This window comes from Shimwellia blattae DSM 4481 = NBRC 105725, from assembly GCF_000262305.1.
GTDB classification, from domain to species: domain Bacteria; phylum Pseudomonadota; class Gammaproteobacteria; order Enterobacterales; family Enterobacteriaceae; genus Shimwellia; species Shimwellia blattae.
The window spans coordinates 1,378,627-1,393,211 of sequence record NC_017910.1; the positions used below are offsets into that span (position 1 = coordinate 1,378,627).

Sequence of the window (14,585 nt, forward strand, 5' to 3'; positions counted from 1 at the left end):
CGCCACCGGGGGCGGATTTCTGCATCCTCCCGGTTAACCGCGTAACTCGTTAGCGCGCCGGTAGCGGCCCTGATAGTCAAATATTTTTTCCCGCACCTGCCAGAAATGCCCTTTCTTACGGGCAACGACAAAATCCGGGTGGCGCAGCAGCTCCGGGCGGGCGGCAATATCCCGGGCCGAATGCCAGACCAGAGGCACCCCGGGGGCCTTACTGTGGGGGCGCAAAAACAGCAGCTCAAAGGCGGTGCGCTGGGCCGGTGACTGCAGGCGAAAACGCTCGCTGACATCGGCGCCGTCTTCATCATAGTAGGTCACATTCAGCCACGGGCCTTTACTGTCCTCTCCGGGCTGTAGCGTCATGCCGCTACAGCGCAGTACCAGGGCATCTTTGAGTTTCAGGGCTGCTTTTAGCATATCGTCCGGATCCACCAGCACCTGGTCACACTGGTGGCAGCGGCGGGCGGCTATGTCGTTTTCGGCGTTACAGGCCGGGCAGTTTTTAAACCGGAAGCGGTAATCGCACTGCTCGCGGGTGCCATCATCGTCTTCAAACCAGCCCTGGCAGCGGCGGCCAAAATGTTCGGTGATGGTGCCATCGGCGGTGGTTTTCCCCCAGAAAGTATTGGCAAAGCCGCAGGCCGGGCAAAACACCTGGACCGGCACGTTGTCACTTTTGCCCTTCGGGCTGCCCACTTCCGGGGTATAGAGATCGTGGGGGTTACCCGCGTAGTCGAGGATAAGACAATCCGTTTTCCCGGGGGAGAGGCGCAACCCGCGCCCGACAATCTGCTGATACAGGCTCACGGATTCGGTAGGGCGCAGAATGGCTATCAGATCCACATGGGGGGCGTCGAACCCGGTGGTCAGCACCGCCACATTAACCAGGTAGCGGTAATCGCGGTTTTTAAAGGCGGTGATCAGCCGGTCGCGCTCAGGCCCTGGCGTGTCGCCGGTTATCAGCGCGGCGCTGGCGGCGGGCAGCAGGCCGGTCACTTCCCGGGCGTGCTCCACGGTGGCGGCGAAGATCATCACCCCCTGGCGCGTTTGGGCAAACTCCACAATCTGGCTGATGATATGCGGGGTAATACGCTGCTGCTGGCGCAGCTCGCGGTTGAGATCCGCCTCACTGAACAGGCCGTTTTCCCGGGCCTGCAGGCGGCTGAAATCATACTGCACGACCGGCATATCCAGGCGCTCTGGCGGGGTCAGATACCCGTGCTTAATCATATAGCGCAGGGGCAGCTCGTAGATGCAGTCCCGGAACAGGGCGCGCTCGTCGCCGCGCACCATACCGTGGTAGTGATACTGGTAAATCCAGCCTTTACCCAGCCGGAACGGGGTGGCGGTGAGCCCCAGCAGCCGCAGGCGGGGGTTGTGCTGGCGCAGATGGCTGAGGATCTGCTGGTACTGGCTGTCGCTATCGTCGCTGATGCGGTGGCACTCATCAACAATCAGCAACGAGAAGGCACCGGCGAAGTGCTGCGGATTGCGCGCCACTGACTGCACGCTGCCGAACACCACTTTCCCCTGGCTCTCTTTGCGCCCCAGCCCGGCGGCATAAATATCCGCCTCCAGCCCCAGCGCCAGGTATTTGGCGTGGTTTTGCTCTACCAGCTCTTTAACGTGGGCCAGCACCAGCACGCGCCCCCGGGCCAGGCGGGCCAGCTCGGCAATCACCAGGCTTTTACCGGCCCCGGTGGGAAGAACAATAACGGCGGGGGTCTCGTGGGTGCGAAAATAACCCACGGTAGCATCTACCGCTTCCTGCTGGTAAGGGCGTAGGGTGAAGGACATGGCTTCCGGTATGTGGTGGACTCAGCGGCGTATTATGCCAGAAGCCGCCGGAAAGATCGGCCTTTCTCCCGTGCGGGGGGGAAGCTATACTGTGCCGCTGTCTTCTTCTGTATTCTTCAGCCGATACCGGCTACTTTTGCGCAAAACAGGCAATATCCCAATGCGACTTGATAAGTTTCTGTCCCACCAGCTCGGCATCAGCCGTGCTATCGCCAACCGTGAAATCCGCGCCAGACTGGTTACTGTCGACGGTGAAATTGTCCGCGATGCCGGTTTTAAATTACTGCCGGAACACCAGGTTGAATATGACGGCAACGCGCTGACCCAGCACCAGGGGCCGCGTTATTTTATGCTGAACAAGCCCCAGGGCTATGTGTGCTCAACGGACGATCCGGAAAATCCCACGGTGCTGTTTTTCCTTGATGAGCCCGCCGCCCATAAGCTGCACGCCGCCGGGCGTCTGGATATGGACACCACCGGCCTGGTGCTGATGACCGACGATGGTCAGTGGTCACACCGGATCACCTCACCCCGTCACCACTGTGAAAAAACCTATCTGGTTACCCTGGATCAGCCCCTGGCAGACGGGGTGGCAGAGCAGTTTGCCCGGGGCGTGATGCTGCATAACGAAAAAGAACCGACCAAACCGGCACAGCTGGAGGTTATCACCCCGACCGAGGTACGGCTGACTATCAGCGAGGGCCGTTACCACCAGGTGAAACGGATGTTCGCCGCTGTTGGCAACCACGTTGTGGCGCTGCACCGCGAACGGATTGGCCAGATAGCACTGGATGTGGAACCGGGTGAGTACCGCCCACTGACCAGCGAAGAGATTGCCAGTGTCTGGCCCCGTTAATTAACCGCACAGGAGAGGTTCGTGACTACCAGTAAGCAATCGTCACTGGGTATTATTTTTATTCTCGGGCTGCTGGCAATGCTGATGCCGCTGTCCATCGATATGTATCTGCCTGCGCTGCCGGTGATTGCCAGCCAGTTTAATGTCTCTGCCGGTAGCGCGCAGATGACGCTGAGCTCGTATATCTTTGGTTTCGCTGTTGGCCAGCTCTTTTATGGCCCCCTGGCAGACAGCCTGGGCCGCAAGCCGGTGATCCTTGGCGGGATCCTTATCTTTGCGGTGGCGGCGGTGGCCTGTGCGCTGGCCAATTCTATTGATCAGCTGATCACTATGCGCCTGCTGCATGGTCTGGCAGCGGCGGCAGCCAGCGTGGTGATTAATGCCCTGATGCGCGATATCTATCCGAAGGAGGAGTTTTCGCGCATGATGTCGTTTGTGATGCTGGTGACAACGATTGCCCCGTTACTGGCCCCGATGATTGGCGGGGCGCTACTGGTCTGGGCCTCCTGGCATGTGATTTTCTGGATCCTCGCGGCGGCAGCGCTGGCGGCGGCGGGCCTTATCTACTTTTTTATTGATGAGACCCTCCCCCCGGAGCGGCGCCAGCCGTTTCATCTGTACACTACGCTTACAAACTTCGCCACCCTGTTTCGCCATAAACGGGTGCTGAGCTATATGCTGGCCAGTGGTTTCAGCTTCGCCGGGATGTTTTCGTTTCTCAGCGCCGGGCCGTTTGTTTACATCGAACTCAACCATGTGGCTCCCCAGCATTTTGGCTACTACTTTGCCCTGAATATCGCCTTTTTATTCCTGGTGACGGTGTTTAACAGCCGCTTTGTGCGCCGGATTGGGCCGCTGCGGATGTTCAGCGCCGGGCTGCTTATTCAGCTGGGTATGGCGCTGTGGCTGGTGGTGAGCCTGCTGCTCGGGCTGGGGTTCTGGTCAATGGTGCTGGGTGTGGCGGCGTTTGTGGGCTGCGTGTCGATGGTCTCCTCTAACGCGATGGCGGTGATCCTTGATGAGTTCCCCCACATGGCGGGGACTGCATCGTCACTGGCCGGGACGTTCCGCTTCGGTATTGGCGCCCTGACCGGGGCGCTGCTCTCGCTGGCGGATTTCCGCTCCGCCTGGCCGATGGTGTGCTCGATTGCGATTTGCGCCAGCTGCTCGGTCTGGTTCTGGCTTGCGGCCCGCCGGGCCTGAGTGCGCAAAAACCTGCCTGAAGGGCGAGATCTCGCCCTTTTCATTAATCCATATCAAGAAAAAAACCGCCAGGAAGACTACAATTGTTTCGAATTTGTAACTCTGTTCATAACAAAAAGCTAAATAATGTAGTGAAAAAAGTTGAGATAGATCTCGAAAAAAGGTACATATAGCGCCAGTAACGAGTTGGTTGCATAAAAATCATTATATTGTTAATGATATGTATGTTTACGAGGTCGCCGCTAAATGGACTGGCAAACCAGAAAATAAAGTCTGCATACAATGTGTTAACGCCAGGCGTAGGGACATTGATGATTTTTTGCGTCACGCTTCCGGGGAATCTGCTGTGAATACTTTACAACTTTCAATTATCCACCGCCTGCCTCAGAGCTATCGCTGGCTGGCGGGTTTTACTGGTTCAAAAGTTGAACCGATTCCGCAACCGGCGTCAGGTTGTGAAGGGTGCCTGGTGGGCCTTAAGCTGCTCAGCCCCAGTGACGAAAACGCCTGGCCGGTAATGTACAGCCTGAGCCAGGCGCTTACGGATATTGCCGTGGACAGCTCCGTGCTTGAGTGTGAAGGGGAGCCCTGCCTGTTTGTAAACAGCCAGGACGAATGCACCGCCACCTGTCGGCTGAAAAATTTTGGCGTGGCCATTGCGGAGTCTTTTTCCGCCACTAACCCGTTCTGAGACTCAGAGCGGGTTGAGTAACCGCCGGGTATATTCCGCCTGGGGGGCGGCGAACACACGCGCACACTCTCCCTGTTCCACCACTTCGCCCTTGCGCAGGACCACCACCTGGTGGCACAAAGAGCGGACCACCTGCAGATCGTGACTGATAAAAATATAAGCCAGCCGGTGTGTACGCTGGAGCGATTTCAGCAGTTGCAGGATCTGCGCCTGCACTGAGCGATCCAGTGACGATGTGGGCTCATCCAGAATAATCAGCTGAGGCTCTAAAATCAGCGCTCTGGCAATGGCGATACGCTGGCGCTGGCCCCCGGAAAACTCCGCCGGGTAGCGGTGGCGGGTTTGTGGATCCAGCCCCACCTCATTCATGGCGCTAATGACCCGCGCCTCCCGCTGTGCGGCACTCAGCGCCGGCTGATGCACCCGTAACCCTTCTTCAATAATCTGTAAGACATCAAGCCGCGGGTTGAGTGATGAGTTCGGATCCTGAAACACCACCTGGATGCGCGGGCGTACCGGCAGCATCTGCTTGCGCCCCCAGTCGCTGATCGGCATACCGTCGAAGGTCATTTTCCCGAGAGACGGAATTAAGCGCAGCAGCGCAAGGCCGGTGGTGCTCTTACCGGATCCGGATTCCCCCACCAGACCCAGCGACTCTCCCGGGCGCAGCGTAAAACTCAGCTGCCGGAGGCCGTAGTGGTAACCCTGAATACGTTTAAGTAATCCCCGCCGGACGGCAAAGCGCACCTGGAGATCTGCCACTTCCAGTAGCGGCGGCGTACCGGCAGGCAGCGGATTGGGCTCGCCGGTGGGCTCGGCGGCGATCAGCTTGCGGGTCCAGGGGTGCTGCGGGGCGCTGAATAACTGCGCGCAGCTGTTGTGCTCAATACAGCGGCCCTGGCGCATCACGGCCACATTGTCCGCCAGGCGTTTTACCAGGTTCAGGTTGTGGGTAATAAACAGCAGCCCCATATTGAGCTCCTGTTTCAGCTCCGCCAGCAGGCGCAGGATCTGGGCCTGTACCGCCACATCCAGAGCGGTGGTGGGCTCGTCGGCAATCAGCAGCTCCGGGCGGGTGAGCAGCGCCATGGCGATCATCACCCGCTGGCGCTCACCGCCGGATAACTGGTGCGGGTAATCCGCCAGCCGCTGGCGGGCGTTGTGGATCCCCACCCGATCCAGGCAGTCGAGGATCTCGCCCCGGGCCGCCTCTTTACGCATGCCCCGGTGCAGGGACAGCACCTCATAAAGCTGCTTTTCCAGGGTGTGCAGCGGGTTGAGCGAGACCATCGGCTCCTGGAAGATCATGGCGATTTTATTCCCGCGGATCTGGCGCAGGATCTTCTCCGGCGCCCGCAGCAGCGGCTGGTCGCGGTAGTAAATCTCCCCGCCCGGGTAGCAGGCGGGCGGCTCCGGTAACAGGCGCAAAACGGACAAGGCGGTAACGCTTTTCCCGGAGCCGGATTCGCCCACCAGCGCCAGGGTCTCCCCGGCATCGACCTGGAGCGACACCTCATTCACCACCTGGTGCAGCTGCCCGGCCTGGCGAAAAGCGACAGATAACTGATCGATACGTAGCAGGGGGGCGGTCATCTTAACGGCTCCTTGACGGGTCGAAGGCATCGCGCACCGCCTCAAAAATAAAAATCAGCAGCGAGAGCAAAATCGCCAGGGTAAAGAAGGCGGCGATCCCAAGCCAGGGGGCCTGCAGGTTGTTTTTCCCCTGTAGCAGCAGCTCCCCGAGAGAGGGCGAGCCCAGCGGCATCCCGAAGCCGAGAAAATCCAGCGAGGTCAGCGTAGAGATAGATCCGCATAAAATAAACGGCAAAAAGGTGAGGGTGGCGACCATGGCGTTAGGCAGCATATGGCGCAGAATAATCACCCGGTCACTGACCCCCATAGCCTGTGCCGCGCGGATATAGTCAAAGTTACGGGTGCGCAGAAATTCCGCGCGTACCACACCGACCAGCGACATCCAGCCAAACAGGGCGGTGATCCCCAGCAGCCACCAGAAACCGGGCTGAACAACGCTTGAGAGCAGAATAATCAGAAACAGTGTCGGCATGCCGGACCAGACCTCAATAAAGCGCTGCCCCCAGAGATCCAGCCTTCCCCCGTAGTAGCCCTGTACCGCCCCGGCCATAACGCCCAGGACACTGGTGCATAATGTCAGCATCAGCCCGAACAGAATGGAGATGCGGGTGCCGTACAGAATGCGGGCCAGCACATCGCTGCCGTTTGCGTCGGTCCCCAGCCAGTTGGTGGCCGAAGGGGGGGAGGGGAACGGGCTCCGGGTGGCAAAATTGATGGTGTTATAGCTAAAGCGCACCGGCGCCCAGAGCACCCAGCCGTGCTGCTCCAGGCGCTGGCGCAGCCAGGGATCCTGGTAGTCTGCCCGGGTGGTGAGCGGGCCGCCGAAATCGCTCTCTGCGTACTGGGTGAATGCCGGGAAGTACCAGCGATCCTGGTAGTGCACCGCCAGGGGCCGGTCGTTGGCGATAAGCTCAGAAAACAGGCTCAGCACAAACAGGGTGGCAAAAATCCACAGGGACCAGTACCCCCGGCGGTTATGGCGAAATCTGGCCCAGCGGGCCTGGTTTACCGGGCTCATCCGCGCCTCTCAAAGTCAATACGGGGATCAACCAGGGTGTAGGTGAGATCGCTGAGAATATTCATCAGTAAGCCAATCAGGGTGAAAATATACAGGGTGCCGAAGATAACCGGGTAGTCCCGGGAGATGGTCGCCTCATAGCCCAGCAGCCCCAGGCCATTAAGGGAGAACATCACCTCAATCAGCAGCGAGCCGGTAAAAAACATGCTGATAAAGGTGGCGGGAAACCCGGCGATAACCAGCAGCATGGCGTTGCGAAACACGTGGCGCCAGAGGATCTGCTGTTCATCCAGCCCTTTGGCCCGGGCGGTGACCACATACTGCTTGCGAATCTCATCCATAAAGGCGTTTTTCGTCAGCATGGTCAGGGTCGCGAAACCGCTAATCACCGTTGCCAGCACCGGCAGGGTAATGTGCCACAGATAATCGGTGATTTTCTGATACCAGGGCAGGGTGTCAAAATTGGCCGAGACCAGACCGCGCAGCGGGAACCAGTCCAGGTAATTTCCCCCGGCAAACAGCACAATCATCAGAATGGCGAACAAAAACGCCGGGATAGCATAGCCGATAATAATCGCCGTGCTGCTCCAGATATCAAAGGCACTGCCGCTGGAGACGGCTTTGCGGATCCCAAGGGGTATCGAGACCAGATAGATAATCAGGGTGCTCCACAGCCCCAGAGAGGCGGAGACCGGCAGACTGTCGCCTATCAGGTGCAGCACAGAGGCGCTGCGAAACAGACTGTTGCCGAAGTCAAAGCGCAGATAGTCCCCGAGCATGGTGAAATAGCGCTCGTGCAGCGGTTTATCAAAACCGTAGCGGCGGGTGATTTCGGCGATCACTTCCGGATCCAGCCCCCGGGCGCCCCGGTACTGACTGTCGCCGATATTGCCCACCCCGGTAGTGGCGTGGCCGGCTCCGGCCATATCGCTGCCGGTGCCGGGAATGCCGCTGGTGTGGCCGAACTGTATGGCGGCAATGGCCTGGTCCACCGGGCCACCGGGAGCAATCTGAACGATAAAAAAGTTAATGGTAATAATGGCCCACAGGGTGGGGATAATCAGCAGCAGGCGCCGCAGTAAATAACTTGCCATCCTTGTCCCTTAACGTCGCGCAGCGGGCAGATGCCGGGCTTTGTTGATGTCGTACCACCAGTTGTCGAACCCCAGGGAGTATACCGGGCGCATGGTCGGGCGGGAGAATTTATCCCACCAGGCCAGATGGTCAGAAGCCACATACCACATGGGCAGCATATACTGGTTCCAGGTCAGCACCCGGTCCAGCGCGCGCCCCAGCGTCAGCAGTTGTTGTTTATCCCCCTGGTGGCGGATTATCTGCCCTATCAGGCTGTCCACCACCGGATCCCGGACCCCGGGCGCGTTCCAGGTGGAATCCACATACGCAGAGGCCCAGAGGATCTGTAAATCTGAGCTGGGCCAGGGGCTGGCACTGTAAACCACGGGGGTCATATCGTAGTCCCGGCTGCGGCGGCGGTTGGTGAACTGGGAGTTATCGACCTGGCGCACCTCCATGGTTATTCCCAGGCGCTCTAAATTGTGCCGGAAGGGGAGCACCCACTGGTTATTACCGGCGCTGCTGAGCAGCAGCTCGAAGCGCAGTGGCTTGCCGGTGTGGGTGTTCACCAGTTGTTGATCTTTCAGCTCCCAGCCTGCCTGCCTGAGCAGCTCCAGGGCTTTCATCAGGTTATTCCGGTCAAAGCCATCCCCGCGGGAGAGCGGCGGTTGCCAGATGTGGGTAAACACCCCGGCGGGAAGCTGCGCTTTCCACGGGGCCAGCAGGATAAGCTCCGCCGCGTCCGGGTAGTCGCGGGCGGCGTATTCCGTATTCTGGAAATAGCTGTCTACCCGCTTGTAGCCGCCATAAAACAGGGCTTTGTTCATCCATTCAAAATCAAAGGCCAGGCTGATGGCCTCCCGTACCCGGCGGTCGGCGAATACCGGGCGCTGGATATTAAACGCCAGCCAGCGGGTATCCTGTGCGGAGGTATTGGGCTGATCCTCTTTGACGATATAACCGGCGGTGAAGTTTTTGCCGCTGTAGCGGGTGGCCCAGTTTTTGGCGCTGCTTTCGCTGCGAAAGTCGAAGGCGCCCGCTTTGAACGCCTCAAAGGCGACGTTATCGTCCAGATAATAGTCGTAGCGGATGGTGTCAAAATTCCAGCGCCCCCGGTTCACCGGCAGGCTGGCGGCCCAGTAGTCTTTTACCCGGCTGTAGGTCACATACTGGCCCATGCGCCAGTCGCTGATACGGTAGGGGCCACCTGCCAGCGGCGGGCGGGAGAGCGGATCGCTGAGTTTATGATCCTGCCAGAATGCCTGCGGCAGGATGGGTAGCGTCAGCAGGCCGAGGATGCGCTCTTTTGCCGGGGTGGCAAGCTCAATGCGCACCGTTAACCGGGAGATGGCCTTCACGCTGGCGCCTTTATAAACCAGGCGGAACTGGGGCACACCCTCGGTCATAAATTTACTGAAGGTGAAGGCCACATCGCTGGCGGTTACCGGTGAGCCGTCGTGAAAGCGCGCCCGGGGGTTAATGTCTATCTCCATCCAGGCGAAGTTGTCCGGGTAGCGGGCCCGCTCGGCCACCAGCGGGTAATAGCTGCCGGGCTCGTCGTCAGAGGTGGTAAACAGCGTGTCGTAGAGCGCGTCGCTCCGGACAGCCGGGTTACCGCGCAGGGCGTAGCGGTTAAAGTTATCAAAGGTGCCAATGGCGGAGAGGGTAACATCCCCCCCTTTGGGGGCGGCGGGATTCACATAATCAAAATGGCTGAAATTAGTGGCGTATTTTGGCTCGCCGAGCACGGCAAATGCGTAACCTTCGTTGATTTGTGTCGCCCCCGCCGGAATGCTGAGCAGGCATAACAGGGCGATGTAAAACAGGCGAGTGAGCATCTGCGGCAGGTATCCTTATACAATGATAATCAATGCGTACCGGTAGAGCGGCTAGGGCTGAACAGGCGGGGTATACTGGCTGTACCACGCGGTCAGCGCTTCTGCGCTCAGTCCCGGGCTGTAATAATATCCCTGCAGGTAGTTGATTCCCTGATCAATTAACCACCGGGCCTGTTGCCGGGTTTCAACACCTTCGGCAACGGTGGCCATATGCAGGCGCCGGGCCAGGGTGAGCACCGTATCCAGTACCGGTGTGGTTACTGTATCTGTTCCGATAGCGCTGATAAAGCCGCGATCTATCTTCAGGTAGTCCATTTTAAAGCGCTGTAAATAGATAAGTGCGCTGTGCCCGGTGCCGAAGTCGTCAATGGCGATTTCAAACCCCTGCTGGTGCAGCCACTCAAACAGCGGCAGCGCCTGGGCTTCATTAAGCATGGTGCGCTCGGTTATCTCAAACACTATCTGAAAAGCCCCCGGTGGCAGGGCCCGGGAAAAGGCCAGAATATCTTTTTTGAAATCCGCAGAGTGTAAATGGCCCGGGGCAAGGTTGATGCCCACCTTGCCCCCGCGTGGCAGTATCGTTTTCAGGGTGTCTGCGTCAGCAAGGATCAGCGAAAACAGGTGCCGGGTCAGCGGGGCGATAAGCTGCTGCGCCTCTGCGTAGCTGATGAACACATCCGGGGAGATCATGCCGTTTACCGGGTGTTTCCAGCGCAGCAGCACTTCAATGCCGTGCATTTTCTGGTCGTCTGCGCTCATGACCGGCTGGTAGACGGTGAAAAACTGCTCCCGGCGGATACCGGACATAATATCCAGCCCGGTCCGGGTGCGGCTGTTAAAGAACCACATGGTCAGCAGGCCGAAAATCGCCCCGCCAAACAGGCCGAACAGAATCGCCAGCTGGATATCCTCCCGGGGCCAGCGGGTGCCGTAAATCCGGATCTCCACCGGTAACCCGTGCAGGCGAGAGGCGCGAATCTCGCGCAGCGCCAGCTCATCTTCCGTCATCATGCGGCGGGAGAAGGTCGACAATATTTTGCCGTGTATCACCAGCGCAATGCCGTAGACCTCCCGCTGTTGTGAGGTGTAGAGCAGGTAGGGGTTCAGGTTGATATTCATCGTGGTGAAGATCCCCCGGTGCAGATCGGTCGGGTGGCGGGACCAGAGCACCACCGTTGGCCGGTTGGGCATCATCGGGGTGCCGGTGACAATATCGGCGTTAACCGGCTGGGTGAGATCAAGCCCCGGAGCCACCCGGGAGATGCTGACATGAATCTCCCCCGTGGCCGACGAGCACCAGGCAACGCCGTCGGTGACCAGGGTCAGTGCCCGGATACTGGTGCTGAAGGCGGCGCTGGTGGTCAGCTGGCGTGATGCCCGGGAGCAGGGGAGGGCTGTCAGGGGCTGGAGGGTGCTGTTGGTCTGTAAAATGGTGTTAAACAGATCGCCAATATAGCGGTTGACCCCGTGGCTCAGGGTATCCCAGTTTTCGGCGCGTTTATGGTAAAGGTAAAGGGCGGTTGCACCGCCAAAAAGCAGCGCGAAAAGTGTTCCCATTGTCAGGGATAGCAGGGCATTTTTTTTGCCGGTCGACAGTAACGGTAGCAAGGAGTAACTCGGCCAGTATGGTTGTCACAGGGGCTTATCGGTACAGATGACTATAGTGTATCCTGGCTAAACCCGATACAGACGTTGCCGTCTGGTTGTATTGTTCCGCCGGGAAACAAAAAACGCTGCCGGAGCAGCGTTTTAGCAGATGTGCAGTTGCACCTGGATATCAAGGGGATGCCAGATTTAACTGCGGCTCAGCACGCGGCGCGCTTCGTTATAGCGCTTGTTCCAGTAAGGCTCATCCAGACTGGAGATTCTGACTCCGCTGCTGGTAGACGCGTGTACAAACTGATTATTGCCGATATAGATACCGACATGGCGCCCGGTAGAGCCGGCACGGAACAGAACCAGATCGCCGGTGCGCAGTTTGCTGCGTGAAACCGGTCTGCCGCTGTCTTGCTGCTCGCTGGTGGAGCGCGGTAAATCTAAGCCAAATTGTTCGCGGAAGGTGCGCTGAACAAACGCGGAGCAGTCAATACCGCGTTTAGTGCTGCCACCCAGGCGGTAACGCACGCCTTTCCAGTCCGCATACTGGTCCATAAGCCGGGATTTGACATCCAGGTTACGCACCATGCTTTCAAATTCATCCTGAGAGGCTTGCAGTAAAAAACTGTCTTTTTGACCCACTGCATGCGTCTCAGAATGCACATTTGCTGTGTTTGTTGAACTACAGGCAGACAGCATAACTGCCACAGTAACTGCGGGGATTGCCCGCCAGATATATCTCAAAAATGGTTGAGACTTGACCATATTATTTTTTATCCCTTGATGTCCTTAACGACAAATATCGTTATGTAAATGCCAACCGCGAATGAGACTAAGATATTCGTATGCAGCGAGACAATTCCTGCCGGGCAGAAATGTGCATAACCGCACACTTTTTATTTGGCTGAAGGTCAGCCAGTCCGCAGGCCCCGGAGCACAAAACGGATTGAGATTACCCTAACAACTTATTCAAGGCGAGCGCTTTTGCGCGCTTTTTTATAAGAAAATGTGATGTAAATAGACATAACCCGACAATGGTCAACAATTGTACTGATAACTGGCGCTACAGGTAACCTGTTCATTCTGTTGTGATTATTTATTATCAATCGTTATGTAATTCAGAATGTGACAAAACGGCGCTGCCAGGGCCGGTGATTCGCCCGTCAGCAGGGTTAACTGTAGGTCATTAATGACGCGGCGGTAGTTTATATTTCCCGGGTAATCGCTGATTAAACCAGCGAATAATTGCGTCGGAAAAGGGGGTCATTAACCACCAGGGAAGCCCGATGAGTGCCAGGGATAATGAGCCGACAAACACATCTGAAAACCAGTGGGCGCCGCTCATCATCCGCGGCACAATAAATACCAGGAAAATAATCACCGCCACCGCGCAGGCTTTTTTGCCGAAATAACGCAACATAAAGCCACAAAATATCAGCAGCATTAACCCGTGATCACCCGGGAAACTATCACGGGAGGAATCTTTGGTGGGAAAGTCCAGTAATTCGCTGACCCGGTAAATATTATGGAAATAGAGGGTCGGGCTTGCCCGCTCAACGGGGATAACTTTGCCCAGCTGATTTAGCACCACGGCACACAGCAACATCACCACACCGGTAATGAGTATCTGGCGCCGCCCCGGCGGGGTTGCCCTGAGCCAGTATGACAGCATCAGCAGCCCCATACATAACAGGGAGCAGAGATCAAACGCCCGGTTGTTGGTGATGGCCACAAACCACACAAACGGGCGGCTGTGGGCCAGCTGCTGGTTGAAAAAGTGAAAGATCCCCGCGTCAATGGCAAACCAGTAACCGTGATTGAGCGGCAGGAACCAGGACAAAAACAGCCCGACACCAAGGATATTAAGTAAAAGAATTGCGGGAATACGAACCATAATCATTAACAACAAAAAGCGGGCCACCGGCCCGGTTAGCTTAAACGAAGTTTCAACAATGAGGATTGCAGGGGATTCCAGTCGGTCTCCTGGCCGTTAATCGCTTCCACTCTGCTGTCCGGCGGGGCGGCATTCTGGGTTTCAATATGAAAATCCTCCCCCTGGCGGTTAATACGCACCAGCCCTTCCGGGATGCGCAGCACGCCTTTAATGCGGCCTACCGGGGCCTGGCGCGCCCACTCAAGCACGCCTACTGTGTCGAACACCGTGTCGCTGTCGAAAATCCAGCCGCAGGCGTAATACCCCTGGCCCTGGTTGACACTGCGCCGCCAGCGCTGGTGCTCCGGCAGGCTTAATGCGCCCAGCCCGCGCGGGGACGAATGGCTGTGCTGGTGAGCGGGGCTGTCGGGCAGCGTCCGGTCAGTGGCCCGGGGGGTATCCAGTAGCGCATTTTCAATGACCCCCCGGGTGGTGGCAACAACATGGCGCTGGTCGCGATGCGCACTGAGCCAGTCGGCCAGTGCCTGGCGGCTGGCGCTGTCTTCCCGGTCTGCTTTATTGGCGACGATAATATCGCAGGCGGCCAGCTGATCGCGGAAGTTGTCATCCTGGCGGATACGATCGTCGAGCAACTGGCGCGGATCGAGCAGGCACAGGGTGGCCCGCAGATCGATCCACGGCTGGTAAACCTCAGCGGTGAGCATATCGAGGATCTGCTTCGGGTGACCAAGGCCGGTGGGCTCGATCAGCAAACGGTCGGGTTTGACCTGGCGCAGCAGCGTGTTGAGGCCCACCTGCATTGGCAGGCCATTAACGCAGCACATACAGCCGCCGGGGATCTCTTTGAGCACTGCGCCGCTGTCTGCCAGCAGGGCTCCGTCGATCCCCACTTCGCCAAATTCGTTTACCAGTACCGCCCAGCGTTCATTTGCGGGTTTATTTGCCAGCAGGTGGAGAATGGTGGTGGTCTTGCCGCTACCGAGAAAACCGGTAATTAGGTTAGTTTTGGTCACAAATCCTCCGCGCCT

The 14,585-nt window shown here is 58.0% G+C and carries 12 protein-coding genes; 3 read left to right on the forward strand and 9 right to left on the reverse strand.

Annotated features, from left to right (window positions below; genetic code table 11):
* Window positions 1–33: 33 nt before the first annotated feature.
* On the reverse strand, window positions 34–1,794 hold the full coding sequence (radD, locus tag EBL_RS06385; protein WP_002439842.1) for a DNA repair helicase RadD: 1,761 nt from the start codon (window positions 1,792–1,794) through the stop codon (window positions 34–36).
* A gap of 160 nt (window positions 1,795–1,954) precedes the next feature.
* On the opposite strand from radD, the gene rsuA reads away from it, so the two are divergent.
* From rsuA to EBL_RS06400, 3 genes are all read left to right on the forward strand, one after another.
* Window positions 1,955–2,650 (forward strand): 16S rRNA pseudouridine(516) synthase RsuA, encoded by a 696-nt coding sequence (gene rsuA, locus EBL_RS06390; protein ID WP_002439843.1) that lies wholly within the window; start codon window positions 1,955–1,957, stop codon window positions 2,648–2,650.
* A 21-nt stretch (window positions 2,651–2,671) separates the two neighbouring features.
* Complete coding sequence (locus tag EBL_RS06395) at window positions 2,672–3,853, forward strand: Bcr/CflA family multidrug efflux MFS transporter (RefSeq protein ID WP_002439844.1); 1,182 nt, start codon at window positions 2,672–2,674, stop codon at window positions 3,851–3,853.
* Window positions 3,854–4,199: 346 nt separating this feature from the next.
* Window positions 4,200–4,544, forward strand: coding sequence for a YejG family protein (locus tag EBL_RS06400; protein ID WP_002439845.1), 345 nt, complete (start codon window positions 4,200–4,202; stop codon window positions 4,542–4,544).
* A 3-nt stretch (window positions 4,545–4,547) separates the two neighbouring features.
* Here the strand turns inward: EBL_RS06400 and yejF are convergent, their stop codons facing one another.
* The 8 genes from yejF to EBL_RS06440 form a co-directional block, all read right to left on the reverse strand.
* The gene (gene yejF, locus EBL_RS06405; RefSeq protein ID WP_002439846.1) at window positions 4,548–6,137 is read right to left on the reverse strand and encodes a microcin C ABC transporter ATP-binding protein YejF; all 1,590 of its coding nucleotides are present in this window, start codon (window positions 6,135–6,137) and stop codon (window positions 4,548–4,550) included.
* A gap of 1 nt (window position 6,138) precedes the next feature.
* Entirely contained in the window at window positions 6,139–7,155 is a 1,017-nt protein-coding gene (locus tag EBL_RS06410) for a microcin C ABC transporter permease (protein ID WP_002439847.1), read from the reverse strand.
* A complete protein-coding gene (locus tag EBL_RS06415) occupies window positions 7,152–8,249 on the reverse strand; it encodes a microcin C ABC transporter permease YejB (RefSeq protein ID WP_002439848.1) in 1,098 nt (365 codons plus the stop codon). Before EBL_RS06415 ends, EBL_RS06410 begins: the two co-directional genes overlap by 4 nt.
* A gap of 9 nt (window positions 8,250–8,258) precedes the next feature.
* A complete protein-coding gene (locus EBL_RS06420) occupies window positions 8,259–10,067 on the reverse strand; it encodes an extracellular solute-binding protein (protein WP_002439849.1) in 1,809 nt (602 codons plus the stop codon).
* Between the two features lie 51 nt (window positions 10,068–10,118).
* A complete protein-coding gene (locus tag EBL_RS06425; protein ID WP_002439850.1) occupies window positions 10,119–11,675 on the reverse strand; it encodes a cyclic di-GMP phosphodiesterase in 1,557 nt (518 codons plus the stop codon).
* A gap of 186 nt (window positions 11,676–11,861) precedes the next feature.
* Entirely contained in the window at window positions 11,862–12,428 is a 567-nt protein-coding gene (mepS, locus tag EBL_RS06430; RefSeq protein ID WP_002439851.1) for a bifunctional murein DD-endopeptidase/murein LD-carboxypeptidase, read from the reverse strand.
* Between the two features lie 421 nt (window positions 12,429–12,849).
* Window positions 12,850–13,563: a phosphatase PAP2 family protein gene (locus tag EBL_RS06435; RefSeq protein ID WP_014715936.1), complete on the reverse strand. Its 714-nt coding sequence runs from the start codon at window positions 13,561–13,563 to the stop codon at window positions 12,850–12,852.
* Window positions 13,564–13,592: 29 nt separating this feature from the next.
* On the reverse strand, window positions 13,593–14,570 hold the full coding sequence (locus tag EBL_RS06440; RefSeq protein ID WP_002439853.1) for a CobW family GTP-binding protein: 978 nt from the start codon (window positions 14,568–14,570) through the stop codon (window positions 13,593–13,595).
* Window positions 14,571–14,585: the final 15 nt, after the last annotated feature.

Coding starts and splice junctions, on each gene's coding strand:
- radD (WP_002439842.1), bottom strand. CDS start 1,794: ATGTCCTTCACCCTACGCCCTTACCAGCAGGAAGCGGTAGATGCTACC.
- rsuA (WP_002439843.1), top strand. CDS start 1,955: ATGCGACTTGATAAGTTTCTGTCCCACCAGCTCGGCATCAGCCGTGCT.
- yejF (WP_002439846.1), bottom strand. CDS start 6,137: ATGACCGCCCCCCTGCTACGTATCGATCAGTTATCTGTCGCTTTTCGC.
- EBL_RS06410 (WP_002439847.1), bottom strand. CDS start 7,155: ATGAGCCCGGTAAACCAGGCCCGCTGGGCCAGATTTCGCCATAACCGC.
- EBL_RS06415 (WP_002439848.1), bottom strand. CDS start 8,249: ATGGCAAGTTATTTACTGCGGCGCCTGCTGCTGATTATCCCCACCCTG.
- EBL_RS06420 (WP_002439849.1), bottom strand. CDS start 10,067: ATGCTCACTCGCCTGTTTTACATCGCCCTGTTATGCCTGCTCAGCATT.
- mepS (WP_002439851.1), bottom strand. CDS start 12,428: ATGGTCAAGTCTCAACCATTTTTGAGATATATCTGGCGGGCAATCCCC.
- EBL_RS06435 (WP_014715936.1), bottom strand. CDS start 13,563: ATGATTATGGTTCGTATTCCCGCAATTCTTTTACTTAATATCCTTGGT.